The organism is Dyadobacter chenhuakuii, from assembly GCF_023821985.2.
In the GTDB taxonomy this organism is placed as follows: Bacteria; Bacteroidota; Bacteroidia; order Cytophagales; family Spirosomataceae; genus Dyadobacter; species Dyadobacter chenhuakuii.
Window position 1 is genome coordinate 5,497,877 of sequence record NZ_CP098805.1, and the last position, 19,769, is coordinate 5,517,645.

Sequence of the window (19,769 nt, forward strand, 5' to 3'; positions counted from 1 at the left end):
GCTTAAACTTTCAATTTAAATTTCCGTTAACCAGCTTCATTATCTTGCCTTCGCCGTAATTCAGATAGTAAACCTCACCGCTCAGATCCTGGGCGAAGGAAGAAATAGCACCTTTGCTTTCAAACAGCATGGCATTGCTCTTCTTTTTGTCACCATCCAGTTCCAGCGCCCAGATTCTTCCGCTGGCAAAATCGCCATATATGTATTTGCCTGCCAAACTTTTAATGGATGTTCCCCTGTAAACGTAGCCGCCAGTTATAGATCTGTCGCCATTGCTTTGGACATAATCATGGATCGGTTCGATAAGGCCCTGTCCATTGCAATTGGATGAAGGCTCGTAGCAATCCACTCCTTCTTTGAGCTTCCAGCCGTAATTTCCACCTTTGGTAATGATGTCAATTTCTTCGCGCTTGTTCTGCCCTACATCCCCGGCAAAAAGGCGGCCATTATCCATATCAAAGCTGATCCGCCAGGGATTCCGCAGACCATAAGCATATATTTCAGGCAGGAAACCATCATTATTTCCAACCGGATATGGATTATCTGCGGGAATGCCATAATTGCCTTTTCCAGTCCCGTTGACATCCACACGAAGGATTTTTCCCAGCATTGATTTACGGTTTTGCGCATTGTTTTGCGGGTCACCGCCGCTGCCGCCATCGCCTGTGGCAATGTACAAAAAGCCATCCTTGCCGAATTGCATCGAGCCGCCATTGTGGTTATCGTAAGGCTGGTTAAATGTAAACAGGACCGTTTCGCTGGAAGGATCGGCGCGTTCAGCTGTGGCTGTGGAGGCTTTGTAGCGTGCTATGACGGTTTTTAAAGGATTTCCGGCCGTGTAATTAAGATAAAAGAAGCCGTTGGTCTTGAAATCCGGATGGAAAGCCAGCCCGAGCAGGCCGCGTTCACCGCCATCCTGGACTTTGTTTTTAATATCTAAAAAAACAGCGCTGCTTGAAACAGTCGCATTGTTTTGAAAAACCCTGATAACTCCCGACTGCTCAACAACGAAAAAACGGGTGCTATCTCCGGGAATCTGCTTCATATCCACCGGATCTACAAATTTCAAGGCAGGGAACGTATCTTTGGTTTTAAGGGTCGTATCGGCGTTTCCGATTGTGCCGGGGTCCTCTGTAATATCCTTGTCCTTGGAACAGGAAGTGGTTGCGACGCCTAATAACAGAAGGAAGAATATTGGAAAAGAATAAAGGCTCATGACGTTGAAGTTTTATTTAACAACGTGATGAGCCTTTATTTGTTTCAGCAAAGTGTTTTAAGTCAGATGCTTCCAGATCACATCATAAACGTCTACTGCTTCGATCTCGGGTTTTCCGGGAGCAGAATCTGTAACCAGGATCGGATAAAATTCTTTGGGAACATGAATGCTTCCGTGCGAGCCCTTTACCAATGTTGCGTCAAGTGGGATAACGTCCATTAAATATCTGAAACCCATCAATTTACGTGCTAACTTATATCCGGCACGTAGCTTAATCAGCGGATTTTTTGGGTCCATAAACATTTCTACAGGATCGTAGCCAGGCTTCCGGTGAATATCTACCAAATGCGCGTAATCCGGCGCCTTGGCGTCGTCGAGCCAGTAATAATAGGTAAACCAACTGTCGGGCTTAGCCATAATAACCAGGTCGCCGGCGCGTTCGTGGTCAATGTGATATGCTTTTTGTGCTTCTCTATCTAAAATCAGGTCAATGCCCGGGACTTTCTTCAATGCATTGATAACCTGATCTTTCACAGATTCATCATTCAAATATACATGTGCAATCTGGTGATCCGCAGTGGCAAATGCTTTCGAAATTCCCGCGTCCAGCAGTTCATACCAACGTTCTGTCCGAACTGAAATCAAGCCTTCATTTCTTAAAATCCGGTTGATATGGATCGGGTTGCTCACCGGATTGATGCCATATTCTGAAAGTAAAATGATCTTGGCATTGCGCGCCTCGTAAAACTGGATCAGCTCCGCAACCACGTCGTCGATCTCTTTCAGCTCATTGCTGATTTTGGAAAAGTCAGGCCCGAATTTCTGTAAACAATAATCCAGGTGCGGCAGGTAAATCAGCGTTAATGTTGGATTATGCTTCTTTTCAACCCACATCGACGAGTCTGCGATCCATTTTGTAGACTTAATGTTGGCATTAGGCCCCCAGAAATTAAAGAGCGGAAATTGCCCCAGATCTTTTTGCAGCTCATCCCGCAGTTCGGGCGGATAGGCGTAACAATCGGGCGCTTTCACGCCATCTGCGTGATACTGCGGGCGCGGTGTTACCGAAAAATCGGCGGTTGAGTACATATTATACCACCAAAACATCTTCGCGCAAGTGAAATTCGGATCCAGCTTTTTGGCCGCATCCCAGATCTTTTCCCCTTTTACAAGCTTGTTGGACTGTTTCCAGAACTTAATTTCTGAATCCTCACGGTCATACCAGCCATTCCCGACAATCCCGTTTTCAGCGGGCCATTTGCCGGTAATGTAAGTGCTTTGAGATGTGGTCGTGACGGCAGGAAGAACTGGTTTAATCGGAGTTAAATGCCTGTTCTTTAAATATTTGGCAAGGAACGGAGTATGTTCACCGATCAGGTTTGCACTTAAACCTACGATGTCAATAACGACTGTTTTATTCATAACTAAGTATTTTCTTCACCCATTCAATTTCACGAACGATTGAATCGCCAATGGGTTTCTGCATATCTTCGGGCAAAACGCCCCAGGTGTAAGTCTCGACTTCCAAAAATGCCGAAAAAGGCTTTTTCCGGTGAATAGCAAGTGTTTTAATGATATCGCCCTGTGTCGATTCCAGCACGCCATAGGAATGGATAAAAAGAGGAACGTGGAAATGGACGCGCCATTCTTTCTGCTTATCATTCCAGTCCGTTAGTGCTTCTTTCAGGTCCGGATAATGGGTTTTCGTTTCGTCCTCATTCAAAGCCACAACCTGATGCAGGTAAACGGGCTCGTCGAATGTTTCAATCGCTTTGAGCTTGATCTCTTTTTCATTTGAAAAATTAACCTTCAACGCTGAACTCACCTGGATCCTGCCCACCTGAATTCCGACCTCATCCAGCGAAGCCAGGATTTCTTCGGGATTTTCATAACCCACCGCTGCATGACAAATGTCGTAGCAAAGCTGAATGTGCTTTAAAATAATGTCCCTGCCTTCCTCGGAAGTTGCATTGTATTTATTTGATAGATAAGCAGTTCCTCTTGGCAAAAGCACATCTCGATACCATTTTACAAAATCAACGGCATTGTCAAGAATGCCATCGGGTTCGGGTTCAATGTCAAGATGCAGCAGCTTGCCGGTTGTTTTCTCAATTTTGATCAGCTCGTCCAGCAATTGCAGAATGTGATCGGTTGCCTGCTCGGTAGCATTGATATTTTCCTCCATCGTTGTCCACCACAAGCGATAAGACAGCGGCGGCGTAGAAACGCCTCCATGCATTCCTTCCGGAAGCAGTTCAGATAGAATATTAAAAAGGCGGATTGTATAGTTTAACCGATCGGTCGTTGTCCAGTCGGGTGTATGCACATTGTCCTTGACCACCGTGTTGTGGAAGCCACCATATGGAAAGCCGTTGATCACAAAAACATACACATCCTGTTCATTAAGCCAGTTTTTGAATTCCTGTAAAACCTCCGGCTTGCTCAGTTCCACAGACGCTTCATTCGCAACGCGAAGGCCAAGGCCAAACGGCTGTCCGGGTGCCAGTTGCTCCCTGATGTATGGAATGTTGTCTTGCAGCGATTTGAAATGGTCAGCCCATTTTTCACCGGGATGAATGTTGCTGCAATAAGTTAAATGTCCGTAAGGCGTGATCATAATGCATGAATGATTTTTGTTCCTTCCAGATAATCAACCGATTGTGCGATAATGTTGGCGTCCAGCTCATGAACTTCGACGCCCTTTCCTATTTTTTCCAAAAGCATAATGGTGAGTCTTCCGCCCAAATGCTCACGGAACTCGTTCAGGCCATTACGCAGGTTTATTTTATCGTTTTCAGAGAGTTTTGGATGAAAAAGGTCAAAACCTAATTTCCCCAGAACATCCAGGATACGGTTCAGTTCTGTTTCTGACAGCTTCCCGATTTTGGCAGCATAAACACAATCCAGCGCAATGCCAATCGCCACCGCTTCTCCGTGGCGCACCTGAAAACCAGTCAGAAATTCAAGCTTATGCGCTGCCCAGTGACCGAAATCCAGTGGCCGGGAAGAACCGAATTCGAAAGGATCACCGCCTGCTATATGGTCCGTGTGCATTTCTGCGCAGCGATGGATCAGGTAAGCCATAGCTGCCTCGTCGCGGTTTGCCAATGCGGAAGTGTGTTCTTCTATCCACTCAAAAAATGAAGCGTCCTTAATCAATGCAACCTTGATCGCTTCCGAAACGCCGCCCCGCCAGTCGCGGTCATCCAGCGTTCTCAATAAAGTCAGATCATTGAATACGGCAACCGGAGGCGCAAATGTGCCCAGGAAGTTCTTTTTGCCGCGGAAATTGATGCTGTTTTTAACGCCGACACCAGAATCGTTTTGAGATAAAACCGTTGTCGGGATGCGGATCAGTTTAATGCCCCTGTGTGAAACAGCGGCTGCGTAACCGACCAGATCCAGCACCGCGCCGCCTCCTATGCCAATGATAAACGAGTGTCTGTCAATGCCATAAGTGTCAACCGCCTCAACAAGGCTTTCGAAAAGGGCCGGATCATTTTTACAAGCTTCACCGCCGGGCACGATAATGATTTCCGGAGCAAGCTGGATATGGGAAACCGATGCAGCAAAATAGGACTGGATCTGGTTGGATAAATCGGGATGATATTGAGCAAACCCCTCGTCCACAATCACTAACGCTTTGCGCTGGAAGCCCTGCTCGGTGTATTCGTTGAAAAAGTCTTGAAGCAAAGGGTTTTTTGTATCAAATAAATTTTCGGTAAAGAATACTGAATAATTGTATTCTACCTGGAAACGCTGTTGTATGGTTTGCATTGAAATCGACATTGGAACACGCAAAAAAGTAATTTTTAACACTAAGTTACCGCAAAAACCTTTGCTAAAAGCATTGATAAGGGCAATAACGCCAAAACCAGCAATGCCAGCGGCCACAGCCCAAAGGCAACGCACCACGAAGCATTCATCACTATAAGAGAAATAACGCCCGCCTTCACTGCCTTACCAATTAACGGCCCGACGGGATTTTGCATTGCATTCCATAAGGGCCTGAATATGAGCCAGGCATGTAACAATATAAATGGTAATGTGTACAGCAGGTTACCATGCTCATTAGCGAATTTTAACTGGGCAAACAGCACGATCATATATAAGAGCGCCGCAATGTAAAGCGTCGTTTTCTTGCCGCCGTGCACCTCATCCTGGCTGATCAGCGTGATAGCACCAATGTATAAGATGGGAAAAATGGCAATCCAGGACCATTGCTGCAACGATTCGGGTAGCACACTCATACCTAAAATCAGGTTGCCACCGCGGCACATACCCATTGTTAATGGTCCTAAAATCCGGCTATGCTTCGCAAAACGGTTGTAAATCACGGTTAGCAATGCCACCACAATGGCGATCATCCCGCTTAATGCACTGAACATTGTAGCAGCGAGCACGCCAAGGAAAAGCAATGTTAAACCCATCATCGTCGCTGACCTCAGCGGCACTTTCCCGCTCGGGATAGGACGCTCGGGACGCTCGACGGCATCGAGCTTTGCGTCGAAAACATCGTTCATCACTACGCCGCCGCCATACAAACCCATGGTTGAAATGAGCAGCAGGGCAGGGTTGTAATCTGAAAAAGTAAATTGTACAATGGCCATTCCCGCAAAAATGTCGGTGAATGCGGTTACAACATTAGCAGGACGGGTTAGCTGCAGATAGGGTTTTATGCTGCTCACTTTAATTAATAACTAATGAATCTTTGGCCGGCACAGGTTGCTGTCCGCCTCTCAAAATGCTGTTTCCATGAAACTTTTCAGTATGGTCAATGGCATAACCCGACTCGAAATCAGTCACATCGATCTGTCCGCTTTTGCCAAATGCATCAATCGCATTTTGGTAAGTAACAAGGCGAATCGTTTCATCTGAAATGCCACGCATTTTCATCAATGCAGCCGTCTTAGGAATGGCCAGCGGATCTGAAATGCCCCAGTCAGCCGCCGAATTGACCATAATGCGTTCAGGACCATATTGTTCCACCACTTTTACCATGCGCTCATTGCCCATTTTGGTAAAAGGATAAATGGTAAATGCTGCCCAAAAACCTTTGTCCAGCACACTTTTGACCGTTTCCTCATTATTATGGTCCACGATCACCCACGAAGGGTCGATGCCGTGTTCCAATGCAATGGCCATGCTGCGTTCCGTTCCTTTTTTCTTGTCGCGGTGCGGCGTGTGGATCTGCACGGGAAGTTTGGCTTTTTTTGCAAGTTCCAGCTGCAAACGGTAATATTTTTCTTCGGCGGGCGTCTGGTCGTCAAAACCAATTTCGCCCACGCCTACGACGCCTTCTTTGTAAATGTATAACGGCAGAATTTCCATCACCTGCTCAGCCAGCGGCTCATTGTTCGCTTCCCGGGAGTTAAGCCCCATCGTGCAGTAATGTTTAATGCCAAACTGCGAAGAGCGGAATCTTTCCCAGCCCACCAGGCTGCTGTAATAATCTTTAAAGCTGGAAAGCCCCGTACGCGGCTGCCCAACCCAGAATGCAGGCTCGATCAATGCCACAATGCCGGCTTGATGCATGGCCTGGTAATCATCAGTTGTTCGCGAAACCATGTGGATATGCGGGTCAAAAAAGCGCATTCCTTTGATCAGGTCTTTGTAGTCGTTCCAGGCAATGTCGCGGTGCGCAGGAGTTGCCGTTTCTTCGCTGTCTTCAAAATGCGAAGGATTGGGTGCTATATCGTTAGTGTTAAGGCACATAGGTTTAGGTGTCAGTGTTCGAGATCGGCCCAGGCCAGAGCGCCGGACTTAACTGATTTTTCAAGGTCAATATATTTTGCCAAAAGATAATGGGCCGGGGCAAGTGAGGAATCATTGCAAGCCAATGCAGCAGCTTTTCGGTCATCAACTTGTTCAGAATCAAATAAATGCTGCATATCAGCCAGTAATGTTGTATTCATAAACCTGCCCGCCAGCCGCCAAACCTGCGCCGGAACGCTCCTTCCTGCGGCCCACCGTTCGTGCGCGAAGTCGGAAAGTGTCATCGCAAGTTTCTCGTTTGCACGATTGTCGAGGCCTTCTATGAAATGAATAGGTTTATCATTGAATATGGTTTTCAAAACCAGCTGGTTCCAGGCCAGTTCGCTGAAATGTTTCTCCGGGTAAGGGTTATGCAATGCTATGGCGTCAAAAACGAAGCCCATATTGGAGCGGACCGCATCGGTGGCCCTGAAAAGCCATTGGTCGGGGTAGGAAAGCACGGGTAATGCAGCATAAAGCGCCACCAGTTCATTCATTTCGGCCGTGTCGAAGAGCGTTTCAATGTCTTTGACATAATCCTCCTTGTCGGAAGGATCAAGCTGGGTCAGTAACCAAACCCTTGCAAGCCGGACCAGCGACCAGCCTTCCACCGAAAATCCGGGGATTTCAGCATTCAGCGCAAATTGCTGATCTTGATTTATGAAAATGATCTTTTTGGAAAGAAACCTTGGTGCCGCAACGAAAGCCGTCATCAAATCCATCCGGCTCGACGCAGCTCTGTTTTGTAACCATTCAGCCTCAGATTCAGAGGTGTTGAGGACGATGATATCCCAAAGATTCTGTTTTATGATATCGGACATAACGAAGCAATAAAATTCCGAATTACGCGGGTTGTGGCTTTGTAAATCACTCTTGAATGTGGGTTATATTAATGATAAAGTTTTTTTTAACTATAAAGTTTCCCTCCACCGGGTTATAACGCTTTCCCGCTTTTAAAAAGACGCATGAGAAGGGTTTTTATACGCGTTTTTAATTAAAATCTAATGTTCCCGCTCTTGCTGGAAACGGATCAGAAATCAAATTCAATGATCCCCTGGTCATTCAGCAAATGATGCGTCAGCTTATCGTGTTTTTTCTCTGAGCCTTGTAATGTCCAGTTTCCCGTGATCTGTCCGCCGGAACGGCTCTGCGCGCCTTGAAGGATTGTCAGGTCGTGCTCTTTAAACAATTCCTCGTACAGTTTCAGCGTCTTTTTCTGGTAAGGGCATACGACTCTGTAACTGCGGATCTGGCTTTTTTTGCGAATGAATTTCTGGATAGGCGCGAGGATTACCAGCGATAGTCCTGAAATAACGAATGTAGCAATGGTAACCCCGTAAAAACCAGCACCGATGCCCATTCCTATCGCCGCCGTTACCCAGACAATAGCAGCCGTTGTAATGCCTACGACCCGGTTATTTTCCCGGAAGATGATCCCGGCACCGATAAAGCCAATCCCTGTTAGAATGTTCGCCGCAATTCTTCCCGCATCTGCACTGATCTTGATGGAGAGGATTGTAAACAATGTCGATCCCACCGCAATCAGGATCATGGTCCGCAGCCCCGCCGACTTACTCCGGTATTCCCGTTCCATACCGATCACAGCTCCGAGCAAAAAGGAAGCTAGCAGCTTATAAATGTCTTCGGGCAAAAACTCCATTTTCTAAAACCAAAGGTTGTTAAATAACCAAAAGCCGGAAAGACGCTAAATCTCCCGGCTTTTGATTTACTAATGCCTAATTACAATGCTAGGCTGCCTCACTTCTTGTTTCAACCCAGGAGATGATTTTCTCAGCTTCGTTTAGCCCAATCGCGGCGAGTCTGGCGCTTTTGGCCCCGTCATAAGCCATGTCCAAATGGAGCACCTGGTAAGTTGTCAAAAATGCATTGAGCACCTTTTTGTCGAGTTGGGAAAGATGTTGTTGGTACCAATCCACATCTTTTCGCCCTTTCCCTTTCTTGCCAAGCAAATCATCCAGCGCGACCAGAATTCCGGTGTAAGCGGTGTGACCGGCCATTTTTACGTATTTGGAATCCTGATAGTAACCGTCTTCCTTCCCTGCTTTGTCGCGAAGAATTTCCTTTGCATTGTCAATGTAACGCTTCGCCTCCTGAATTGAGCTCATGCTGTATAATGCTTTTAGTGTGTAAATAAATTGTTTCAAATCTACAAACAAAAAGCATGCAACTCAACGATTCATCATCTCCTCGATCTCCTCCGCTTCAATCGGAATATGTGCCATTAAATCGCGGTTGCCATCTTCTGTGATGAGGATGTCATTTTCCAGGCGAATGCCTAGTCCTTCCTCGCGAATGTAAATACCAGGCTCACATGTAAACACCATTCCAGGCTCAAACCGACGGTATTTATCGCCTACGTCGTGAATGTCCAGACCCAGAAAATGGGAAGTTCCGTGCGGGAAATATTTCTTGTAGGCAGGCGTTTCGGGATCTTGTTTGGCGATGTCATCTTTGGTAATCAAGCCCAGTCCGATGAGTTCGCTTTCCATAATTTTGCCCACTTCCAAATGATACTCATCCCAGATATTGCCCGCAACCAACATTCCCTTTGCCGCTTTGAAAACACGCAAAACCGCATCATAAACATCGCGCTGCCTTTTTGTAAAGCGGCCATTCACCGGAATGCTGCGCGTCAGATCTGCTCCGTAGTTGGCATATTCTGCAGCAACATCTAGCAAGAGCACGTCACCACCTTTGCAGGGCTGGTCATTTTGAATGTAGTGCAACACACACGCATTAGCGCCCGATGCAATGATCGGCTGGTAAGCAAAGCCTTTGGAACGATTGCGGACAAATTCATGGAGCAGCTCAGCCTCTATCTCAAATTCCTGAACATCAGGTTTTACGAATGTCAATAACCGTTCGAAACCGAGTTTGGTAATGTCACATGCTTTTTGAAGCAACTCAATTTCTCTGGGCTGCTTAATAGCCCTCAGCTGGTGCATTAAAGGAGCCAGCCTTGCCAATGTATGGATAGGATATTTTTCCCTGAACTCGTTTATAAACCGTGTCTCACGCGTTTGCACCAAAGAATCGTTTCTGGTGTGTTCATTGGTATTTAAATAAACCTGATCCGCTTCAAAAACAATGTTGCGGAAAACGGTTTCGTATTGATGCGTCCAGTAAATGGTTTTGATGCCCGTTACTTCTCTGGCCTGTTCTTTGGTCAGCTTTTCTCCTTCCCAAACGGCAATAGTTTCATTGGTTTCCCTCAAAAAAAGGACTTCCCGAAGCTTTTCATCGGGATGTTCGGGAGACAGGACGAGGATTGTTTCCTCCTGGTCTACGCCGGTTAAGTAAAACAGATCCGTACTTTGCTTGAAACCCATTGTGCCGTCTGCATTCGTAGGCATCAGGTCATTGGAATTCAATATAACCAGGGATTTTGGCCTCAATAATTGGGTAAGTCGGCGGCGGTTTTCTATAAAAAGCTCCTTGCCGATGGGGGCGTAGCGCATAGGGGTTAAATTTTGTAACTGGTAATTTAATTTGTAAAATTACGTTTATCTTGTTCAATAGTAGAGCGGCAAATTTGCAAAAATCCGTCGCTTTTTTTGATTGACTGATATAACCTAACTATGATCATATTCATGAAAAGATTGTTTCTGCTTGCGTTTGTTTTTGCACCTTTTATTTTGTCGGCGAGTCCGAAATACTGGATTTACCTCAAAAACAAGGACCTGAACGCCGCACCGGCTGTTTCTGCATTAACACTTGAAAACCGCCTCAAACTTGGTCTAGTCGCTTCGGACGAAATGGACCTGCCTGTAAAGGGCGAGTACGAGCGGGCACTACGCGAACAATCTGTCAGCATTATCAATCGTTCCAAATGGCTGAATGCAGTTTCTGCCATTATGACCAGCGAGCAGGCCATGAAAGTGCGCGAGCTGGAATTTGTTCAGGAAGTGGTTCCTATTGATCCCGGATTTTACATTGCGCGCACCAAAGCCATTGAAAAAGCACAAATGGCACCAGTAATGTCGCAAGTTCAGGCCAATGCATTTACAAAAGAGAACATTTCAGCCAAAGACGTGACCATAGGCGTGATCGACGCTGGTTTTTATGGCGCAGATTCTTCGCTTTCCCTCACACAGATTTTTAAGAACAAAAGGATTCTGGGCATCCGCGACTATGTAAAGCCGGGCCGCGCCGGAGAATTGCTTTTCAGCACTGCGGAATCGTTTTCGGACATGCACGGAACCGAGGTTTTAGCTGCGATCGCCGGCGTTGATTTTCAGGATGAGATTCAGTATGGCATGGCTACCAATGCCAAGTTTTATTTGGCCAGAACAGATTATTCATTGCGCGAATACAGGGGCGAGGAAGATAACTGGATCGCTGCCATGGAATGGATGGACAGCCTTGGCGTGCGTCTGATCAACACTTCATTGGGCTATGCCAAAGGATTTTCAGATCCAAAAGAAAATTATGTCCCTTCCCAAATGGACGGTAAAACTTCGGCTATTTCGAAGGCAGCACAGATTGCATCGGATAGGAAAGGTATTATGCTGATTGTTTCCGCCGGAAATGAAGGTGATGATAAGAGCTGGGAAATTGTTTCGGCCCCGGCTGATGCAAAAGGCGTTCTGGCAGTGGGTGCTACCAATGGAAAACTTTGGAACCGAATCGGTTATAGCAGTGTAGGGCCTGAGTTTTTATCTTATGTAAAGCCTAATGTTTCCTGCTTTTCGCTATATGGAACCTCATTATCAGCGCCTGTCATTACAGGTTTTGCAGCTTGTTTGTTACAGGCAAATCCCAAACTGACCAACAAAGAACTGATTTCTCTGATTGAAAAATCGGCGCATTTGTATCCATACGGAAATAATTTTGTAGGGTACGGCGTGCCGCAGGCTTCACGTGCGCTGGCATTGGCAAAAGCGCCCTATTTGCCTGATAATGCAAAACTTATCAATGCAAAAGGACGCAGTTGTGATGTAGATGTGAATACGGACGAGCAAATGGTAGCGATTTACCGCAAGAAGTCCGAGAAGGATGTTCTGGCGCAACAAGTAGCCAAAGTTCAGAATGGTAAAATCGCATTGAAACGTCAGAATGGCGAGCGCTTCACGACCATTGACCTGAAAAATTATGTGATAGAAGTGTCCTGGGATTGATCAGCCCGAGTTTCTCAGCCTGGCTTCTTCCAGGTCTAATTCTCTTTCTTTCGTCCTTATCAATTCGTCGGAACAAACCTTGTCCCGGCGAATTTTTCTTATCTCCTCGCGCTTAATGCCCACAATTTCCACGAGCATTTTCCGGTAAGCTCTTGCAAAACCAATGGTCGCATTGTTGTCGATATCCAGATAACGCGTGTCGGCCAGCTCGATGATCTTTTCATAACGGTCTTTCAAAAGTCTGAAAGGCTCGAATTGTGAGATTTCACCTTCATAGTTGGACTGCATATATTCCAGACTCACCGTGGCCAGGCGCGCATTAATGATCGCTTTTTGTTCGGTCATGTTCTCACCCGGATCTTCAATTTTGAGCAGGCGAATTAGCCAGGGAAGGCTGAGTCCCTGCAAAACCAGCGTGAATAGGATCACTACAAACGTGATAAACAGGATCAGGTCGCGGTGCGGATAAGCTTTTCCATCAAGCGTGAGCGGGATCGCCAGGGCGGATGCGAGAGAAACAACGCCGCGCATACCACTCCAAGCCACAATGAATGTCGTCCGCCAGCTCGGCCTTGCTTCTTTTTCCCTTACTTTTTTTGATAATAAATGCGGTAAATATGTTCCCGGATAAACCCATATTATGCGGATAATAATGGTAACAATGCTGATAATGACCGCATAAGAGATCACTTCACCCAATGTGTATGCTTGAAGCCCTATCATGACTTCCGGCAGTTGCAGACCGATGAGAATGAAAACAATGCCATTGAGCAGGAAAATAACCGTTTCCCACACATAAGTGCTCTGCATACGCGACTGGTAAGCAAAAACTTCGTGGGCACGGAAGCTCAAAAACAATCCGCCGCTTACAACGGCCAGCACGCCTGAGTATTCAAAATGCTCTGCCGCGATATACATCATATAAGGTGTAATGAATGTAAGCGCAGTATCGATGCTCGGCGTAGTTGGAAAATATTTGTGTACAAAATAAAGAATGTGCCCGATCACAAGCCCTACCACAATGCCCATCCCGGCCACTACAAAAAAGTTGACTTCCGCTTTCCAGAGCACAAATTCACCCGTAGCAATGGTCGCCAGCGCAAACCTGAACACAATCAGTGAGGAAGCATCATTCACCAGGCTTTCCCCTTCCAGAATGGTAACCACGCGTTTCGGAACTTTAAGTCCCTGTAAAACCGAAGTCGCAGCCACAGCATCCGGCGGAGAAATAACACCGCCAAGCAAAAAGCCCATTGCCAATGTAAATCCGGGAATAATTGCGCTCGAAAGATAGGCGACCGCTGTCGCTGTAAAAACCACCAGGCCAATTGAAAGCAAACCGATCGGCCGCCTGGATTCCCAGAAATCCTTCCAGGAAGTATTCCATGCTGCGGAGTATAAAAGCGGGGGCAGGAATATCAGAAAAACCCAGTCGGGTTCCAGTTGCATATGCGGCATTCCGGGAATAAAACTGATCAGTAAGCCTGCGATTACCAGAAAGATAGGATAGGAGACCCCGATTTTTTCGCTCAGCATGGTGAGCATTGAAACGATGAAAAGCAGGGAAATGATTAATAGTAAATTATCGTGAATCATAGAGGGATGAGAAGTTTCGGAATATAAATGTATACAAAAATCAAAACCAGCGTTATAACATTTTGTGTGTTATCGAGCACGCAAAATGATTTTTTGGTTCCCTTTTGCTGGAAAAATAACAGATTTTTCTATCTTTATTGCTCCGAAAGATCTGGTATGTATCATATAATCTATCACCTAATCCTTAATTAACAATGAGTACTTCTCGAAGAGATGTTCTGAAAATGGCGGGCATTGCGCTGGCAGGCAGCACATTACCAGCTGTTACTATTCTTAATCCAAACCGCGCGTTTGCAGGCGTTAATGCCGAAACGCTGAAAGTAGGTTTGATCGGTTGCGGCGGACGCGGGTCCGGTGCGGCAAACCAAGCTTTGAAAGCAGATCCTAATGTTGTTCTCCACGCAATGGGAGACATATTCAAAGACAAATTAGATTCTTCATTCGATAACCTGACCAAAGTACACGGCGCGAAAGTGAAAGTGGACGAAGGTCATAAGTTCGTAGGTTTTGATGCTTTCAAAAAGGTGCTTGATTCGGGTGTTGACGTTGTGATCCTTGCAACGCCTCCGCATTTCCGTCCGGAACATTTGACAGCAGCAATCAATGCAGGCAAGCACGTTTTCTGTGAAAAACCTGTGGCGGTGGATGCACCGGGTGTCCGCAAGGTTTTGGAAGCGGCTAAATTGGCTAAACAAAAAAATGTAGCCTTAATGTCCGGCTTCTGCTGGCGCTATCATGAGCCAAAACGTGCGAGTTTCGGAAAGATTCTGGATGGCGCCGTTGGTGATATTTCTGCGATTTATAACACTTACGATACAGGCACATTATGGTCTTTCCCTCGCGTACAAGGCTGGACGGACGCAGAATATGTATTGCGTAACTGGACTTACTACACCTGGCTTGCCGGTGACCATATCGTGGAGCAGGCTGTGCACAGCATTGACATGATGTCGTGGGCAATGGGCGGCAAATTGCCGGTTTCGGCAGTAGGAACGGGCGGCCGTCAGGTTCGTACGGATTCTCTTTTCGGTAATATTTTCGATCACTTCTCAGTGGTTTACGATTATGAAAACGGTGCAAAAGGTTTCCACCATTCAAGACAGCAAGCCAATTGCGAAAACAGTTATCTTGTAGAAACGATCGGGACAAAAGGTCGCGCTATGGTAAACTGCGCAAGAAACGTGCATGAAATTTTTGGACAAAATCCATGGAAATACACGGGTGCTCAGAATGATATGTACCAAACTGAGCACAACGAGCTTTTCGCATCGATCCGTAGCGGTAAGCACGTAAATGATGGTGAATTCATGGCGCAAAGCACATTGATCGCTATCATGGGAAGAATGGCTGCGTACACAGGAAAGCGCGTAACCTGGGATGAAGCAATGAACTCAACAGAAAAATTAGGTCCGGACACTTACAGCTTCGATATGAAGCCGCCGGTTGTTGAAGTTGCTAAACCTGGTATCACGGCGTTTTCATAATATTTTATGCAAAGAAGAAATTTTCTGAAAAACTCAGCGCTTGCCGCAACCGGCGTTGCGGTTGGTGCTGCCACAGTTGGCACTGCATCGGCTGCTAATGCATCAGTGCTAACAAATCCGGGGTCACCCATCTTAACGCCTGCTAGTTCATTGGCCAGACCAATGGTAAAAAAGAGCTTAATGTGGGGGATGGTAAAAGAGGATTTGTCTGTAATGGACAAGTTTAAATTGCTAAAGGATCTTGGTTACGACGGTGTGGAGCTGGATTCTCCAGACAAACTGGATATGAAGGAGGTCCTTGCGGCCAGAGATAAAACCGGTTTGCTGATTCCCGGCACTGTTAATTCAATGCACTGGAAGCTGCCATTATCGGATCCCGATCCCAAGAAAAGGGAAGAATGCGCCAAGTCCATTGAAAAAGCGTTGTGGGATACCAAAGAATATGGAGGGAACACAGTGCTGGTGGTGCCAGGTGTGGTTAATGCCACTGTAACTTATGGAGAAGCCTATGAACGGTCACAGGCCGAGATTCGTAAACTGCTTCCCATAGCGGAAAAAACAGGTGTCAAAATAGCGATTGAGAACGTTTGGAACCAATTTTTGCTAAGTCCGCTGGAAGCGGCAAAGTATGTCGATGATTTCAAGCATCCCATGGTAGGGTGGTATTTTGACGTTGGAAATGTGCTTCGCTACAGTTGGCCTGCTTCCTGGATCGAAGCGTTGAATAAGCGCATTTTAAAGCTCCATTTGAAAGAATTCAGTTTTAAAAAACAAAACGACCTGGGTCTTTGGAAAGGGTTCGACGTTGAGTTTATGGAGGGTGATAATAATTGGCCCGAAGTAAACAAAGCGCTTCAAAAAATCGGATACTCAGGCTGGGCATCGGCAGAAGTTGCCGGCGGCGACCGGAAACGGTTGCTTACCATCCGGGAGAAGATGGACGAGGTTTTTAAGGCGTGACCATACGAATTGTAATAAATGCAAATAGCCCGGAATTTCCGGGCTATTTTGCGTTATAGCGAGAAAATTTATTATTCTTGCTTAATTATTACGACACACTATGCCATTTATGCCTAAACAATTACTTTCCTTCCTTGGGGCATTAACCCCTATAAGTGACACCGTTTATTCGGATTTCCTGCAAGCGTTCAAACTGATACATGTGCCAAAAGGAAAGCTGCTGCTCTCCGAAGGCGAGATTTGCGACAAACTTTGGTTCGTTAAGGCCGGGCTCGCCCGTGGCTGCTGCATTATCCATAAGCTTGGGAAGAGTCAGGAAATTACCGAATGGTTTGCCAGCGAAAATGACTTTTTTCTTGCGTTTGAAAGTTTTGTCTGCCAGGTTCCTTCAAGGGAATACATCGAGACATTAGAACCCTGCCAGCTCATTTGCATATCACGCAAAGATCTGTATCACCTTTACGCCAAACATCCGGAAATGTGCCATCTCGGCAGGATCATCGCCGAGCGTTTCGGACTTCATGATAAAGAACGGCTTCGCGAAATGCGGCTTCACTCAGCGCAGGAGCGGCTCAATATTTTCCATCAGCAATCCAGAGAACTCTTCCTCCGTGTCCCTCAAAAGTACATCGCCTCCTACCTCGGAATCTCCGAAAATTACGTAAGCAAACTCAAAGCCAGACGCTGATTTTTCTGGGTTTTTGTAGGAACGAAGCTGGGTTTTTGGTGGGTATTGTATGATTAATGGATGTTTTATTTGTATCAATCAAATAAACATCTAAAAGTCATGATGAGAACATTTATCCTTCTTCTAGCCGGAACGCTCTGGCTGAGTATTCATGTATATGGACAGGAAAAACCTCCTGAGACAACAAAAAAAGCGAGTAAGGAATTTAAGGACTACAAGTGGGATGCTAGTATAGGCTTGATTGGTTGGGTAGGGTCTTTTGGGAATCTAATGATCCGATATGCTCCAAAATCAAAAGGCGCTTACCGGTTCTCTCTTGAGAATTATGATTCGAGTTCAGGTAAAGACTATTACTATGCAGATTCTGCGGGTAATGCTGTGCCTTATCGCTTGATGGATAACTTCAATGCGGCCGCAACCCTTGGATACGAATTTCGGCGAAACTCCGGAAAACATCAACTCTTCTACGGCGCTGATTTTCAGTTTTCATACCATAAGTCGCACGATCAAAGGTACGACCCCTTCCCAAACCAGACATATGGCTTTGGTCTCAATCCTTTTGCAGGAATCAAATACCGAATTATAAACCGCCTCTCCATCTCAGCCGAAACCGCCTTGATATTCAAATACAACATCGAGCAGACTCTCCATGCCGACAAGGAAACGACAAGGTCAAGAACGCGGTATTTCAATACTTATTTCAATGCCGTAAGGATAATCAATGTCACTTATCATCTTTAAACCAATTTCGCCATGAAAAGAATTGATCTGAATCTTTGGTTAGCTATCATATGTCTCACTGCCGTTAATTCGGTTTCCGCCTGGTGCCAGAAGGTTACTATTGTTTGCGAAGGGCCCGCCTTCACATGTAGCTATGCACTTCCAAATCAGGTTGCGCATAAATATTCAGTAAGCATGACGGAGTTTGAAAAATGTGGTAAAGGAAAAGATTGTAAATACAACTGGGAGGTTACCAATGGTGTCATTGTCGGTGGTACAGTAACTAGTCCTTCAAAGTATGGTGGTGACGGTAAAACATCTATTGAAGTCGTCTGGAATAATTACAATGGCGATGGTATCGTGAAGGTTACGTCTGGCGTGCCTGTGAGTCAGGCTGATAATTGCACATCTTGTCCCCCTGCGCTTAGTGTCACTAAAAATATCCCAATCAAATACCTGGGCACACCAGGCAGCATTAAGATCAATAACATTGCTTATGCCGGCAGTTATCAGCTGGCTTGTGGCAAGGCGCCGATTACGGTTTCGGTTCCTGCTGTGACGAATGCTACAAATTATGTTTGGTCGTATCCGGCCGGGTGGAGTCACAGTGGTAGCGGGAATACTGTGACAATTACGCCCGCTGCGGGATCGGGTGGCGTCATTAAGGTTGTTGCTTCGAGAAGCGATGTTCCGGGGCTGGCAACTTCCTCGCAGCTTACCATCACCCGCCCGCTCCCGACAGTTCCTACGATCAACTCCGGTCCAATCCTGCTTTGTGCTCCAAAGGACATTACGGCTTCGGCGAGTAATGCGACTTCTTATAATTGGGTTGCTTCCGGTGGGATAACGGTTAGCTCGCCGGGGAGTACGAATATGGCACATTTGACAGGGGTTAGTGATGGGACGGTGAAGGTTTCGGCTACGAATTCGGTTTGTGGGGTTACTACGGCTTATAGTACGCCGGTGCAGGTGAAAAGGAGTGCGCCTTTGCCGGGGGCATTGCTGGTCACAGAGAATGGTGGCGGGTCTCCGGATTTCATGTGTAACGGCGCGGGCGTTTCGTTGAATGCTTACACGAGCGAGCCGGAAACGAAGTTCAGCGTCTGGACCACCTCCGATCCTGCGAATACGATCATCAACTCGAATGGTGGCACGGCTTACTTCAATTCCTATGTCAATAATTGCTATGGCGTAGATGTGACGGCGAGCAATTGTTTTGGATCGGTGAAGAAGGGTGTTACGATATGCGTGGACAATTGTTTGGAAAATGGGCCGGTTTATGAAATTTACCCCAATCCAGCCAAGGACTTCATTTACATTACATTTGAAAACAAAGTTGAAAACGACGTGCTGCCTGAAATGGTGAAGCTTTTCAGCGAAGCAAGCATGAAGGAAGTAAAATCTGTTTCAGCGGAGGAGTTTGTCGTAACCGATGATTTGAATGACAAAAAAACGATGTCCATTCCGGTGAGCGATCTGCCGAGAGGCACGTATTATTTGCAAATTATTCACAATAAGAAAGCCGGGGAGAATGTGCGGGTTGTGTTGAATTAAATTTTTTCTCACATAACGAACGACAAAAGAGCCTGATATTCAGGCTCTTTTGCGTTTAAAAAAAACTTTTTAAATTTTATTTCTTCTTTTTATATAATGTTCTTGCGTAATGCTTAATGGTGGAGATCTTCAACTCCTGATTCTTCACCTGAACCAGCTTGTATTCTTTAAATTCACCCGCTTTATCCAAGAAACCAATGATGCAGGATTGCTCTTCTTTTCCCTTGCGGACTTCCACTTTAGGCATAATGCCGAAATTCGGGATCTTAATGTTGTCCTCAGCGTCCAGTTCCTTGTATTTTATTTTAACCAAAAAATCAAAAGTCGATTTCGTCTCATACACGTCCACGGAAAAGCGCCAATCGTTGAGCGGGTCTTTCACTTTTTCGCTATAACTGGCCACCGGGCTGTTTTCGACGACTTTTCTTTCCGCAGGAATGGTGTCGTTTACGATCTCGTTTCCCTGGGCATCTTTGTTTTCATTTTTGGTATTGGAATTACAGGCAAATAAGGTGAGCAGGATAAAAAGGCTGCAATACTTCATTGGATTCACAATTTGGTTGGAGACGCTGATACTACTTTGCAATATACCTTTGTTATTTGCATTAAATAAAATATTTACTTTCGGCATAATAAACAAATCTTTACCAATCCTGCCT

Annotated in this window: 18 protein-coding genes; 6 read left to right on the plus strand and 12 right to left on the minus strand. The window is 46.0% G+C overall.

Annotated elements, in window-relative coordinates:
* Positions 1-10: 10 nt before the first annotated feature.
* The 10 genes from NFI80_RS23025 to NFI80_RS23070 form a co-directional block, all read right to left on the minus strand.
* Positions 11-1,216: a PQQ-dependent sugar dehydrogenase gene (locus NFI80_RS23025; RefSeq protein WP_235159237.1), complete on the minus strand. Its 1,206-nt coding sequence runs from the start codon at positions 1,214-1,216 to the stop codon at positions 11-13.
* A gap of 57 nt (positions 1,217-1,273) precedes the next feature.
* Complete coding sequence (locus NFI80_RS23030) at positions 1,274-2,638, minus strand: alkaline phosphatase family protein (RefSeq protein WP_235159238.1); 1,365 nt, start codon at positions 2,636-2,638, stop codon at positions 1,274-1,276.
* Positions 2,631-3,833, minus strand: coding sequence for a metabolite traffic protein EboE (gene eboE, locus NFI80_RS23035; RefSeq protein WP_235159239.1), 1,203 nt, complete (start codon positions 3,831-3,833; stop codon positions 2,631-2,633). Before eboE ends, NFI80_RS23030 begins: the two co-directional genes overlap by 8 nt.
* A complete protein-coding gene (locus NFI80_RS23040; RefSeq protein WP_235159240.1) occupies positions 3,830-4,993 on the minus strand; it encodes a 3-dehydroquinate synthase in 1,164 nt (387 codons plus the stop codon). Before NFI80_RS23040 ends, eboE begins: the two co-directional genes overlap by 4 nt.
* Before the next feature lie 41 nt (positions 4,994-5,034).
* Complete coding sequence (eboC, locus tag NFI80_RS23045) at positions 5,035-5,904, minus strand: UbiA-like protein EboC (protein ID WP_235159241.1); 870 nt, start codon at positions 5,902-5,904, stop codon at positions 5,035-5,037.
* Between the two features lies 1 nt (position 5,905).
* Positions 5,906-6,931, minus strand: a complete 1,026-nt coding sequence (locus NFI80_RS23050; RefSeq protein WP_233797269.1) for a TatD family hydrolase — start codon at positions 6,929-6,931, stop codon at positions 5,906-5,908.
* Positions 6,932-6,942: 11 nt separating this feature from the next.
* Positions 6,943-7,791, minus strand: a complete 849-nt coding sequence (locus NFI80_RS23055) for an EboA domain-containing protein (RefSeq protein WP_235163959.1) — start codon at positions 7,789-7,791, stop codon at positions 6,943-6,945.
* Between the two features lie 209 nt (positions 7,792-8,000).
* A complete protein-coding gene (locus NFI80_RS23060; protein ID WP_235163960.1) occupies positions 8,001-8,630 on the minus strand; it encodes an MgtC/SapB family protein in 630 nt (209 codons plus the stop codon).
* Between the two features lie 88 nt (positions 8,631-8,718).
* Positions 8,719-9,096 carry a DUF5618 family protein gene (locus NFI80_RS23065; RefSeq protein ID WP_235163961.1) on the minus strand — a complete coding sequence of 126 codons (378 nt, stop codon included), beginning with the start codon at positions 9,094-9,096 and terminating at the stop codon, positions 8,719-8,721.
* 63 nt (positions 9,097-9,159) lie between these two features.
* A complete protein-coding gene (locus NFI80_RS23070) occupies positions 9,160-10,449 on the minus strand; it encodes an aminopeptidase P family protein (protein WP_235163962.1) in 1,290 nt (429 codons plus the stop codon).
* Between the two features lie 132 nt (positions 10,450-10,581).
* Between NFI80_RS23070 and NFI80_RS23075 the strand changes: the two genes are divergently transcribed.
* A complete protein-coding gene (locus NFI80_RS23075; protein ID WP_235163963.1) occupies positions 10,582-12,108 on the plus strand; it encodes a S8 family serine peptidase in 1,527 nt (508 codons plus the stop codon).
* Here the strand turns inward: NFI80_RS23075 and NFI80_RS23080 are convergent, their stop codons facing one another.
* Positions 12,109-13,704 (minus strand): Na+/H+ antiporter, encoded by a 1,596-nt coding sequence (locus tag NFI80_RS23080; RefSeq protein ID WP_233797263.1) that lies wholly within the window; start codon positions 13,702-13,704, stop codon positions 12,109-12,111.
* Positions 13,705-13,928: 224 nt separating this feature from the next.
* Between NFI80_RS23080 and NFI80_RS23085 the strand changes: the two genes are divergently transcribed.
* The 5 genes from NFI80_RS23085 (at position 13,929) to NFI80_RS23105 (ending at position 19,110) form a co-directional block, all read left to right on the plus strand.
* A complete protein-coding gene (locus NFI80_RS23085; RefSeq protein ID WP_026628416.1) occupies positions 13,929-15,188 on the plus strand; it encodes a Gfo/Idh/MocA family protein in 1,260 nt (419 codons plus the stop codon).
* Between the two features lie 6 nt (positions 15,189-15,194).
* The gene (locus tag NFI80_RS23090; RefSeq protein WP_235159247.1) at positions 15,195-16,148 is read left to right on the plus strand and encodes a sugar phosphate isomerase/epimerase family protein; all 954 of its coding nucleotides are present in this window, start codon (positions 15,195-15,197) and stop codon (positions 16,146-16,148) included.
* A 109-nt stretch (positions 16,149-16,257) separates the two neighbouring features.
* Complete coding sequence (locus NFI80_RS23095) at positions 16,258-16,836, plus strand: Crp/Fnr family transcriptional regulator (RefSeq protein WP_235159248.1); 579 nt, start codon at positions 16,258-16,260, stop codon at positions 16,834-16,836.
* Positions 16,837-16,935: 99 nt separating this feature from the next.
* On the plus strand, positions 16,936-17,577 hold the full coding sequence (locus NFI80_RS23100; RefSeq protein WP_235163964.1) for a TonB-dependent receptor: 642 nt from the start codon (positions 16,936-16,938) through the stop codon (positions 17,575-17,577).
* 12 nt (positions 17,578-17,589) lie between these two features.
* Positions 17,590-19,110 (plus strand): PKD-like domain-containing protein, encoded by a 1,521-nt coding sequence (locus NFI80_RS23105; protein WP_235163965.1) that lies wholly within the window; start codon positions 17,590-17,592, stop codon positions 19,108-19,110.
* A 76-nt stretch (positions 19,111-19,186) separates the two neighbouring features.
* Here NFI80_RS23105 and NFI80_RS23110 read toward each other — a convergent pair whose 3' ends face one another.
* On the minus strand, positions 19,187-19,654 hold the full coding sequence (locus NFI80_RS23110; RefSeq protein ID WP_235159250.1) for a hypothetical protein: 468 nt from the start codon (positions 19,652-19,654) through the stop codon (positions 19,187-19,189).
* Positions 19,655-19,769: the final 115 nt, after the last annotated feature.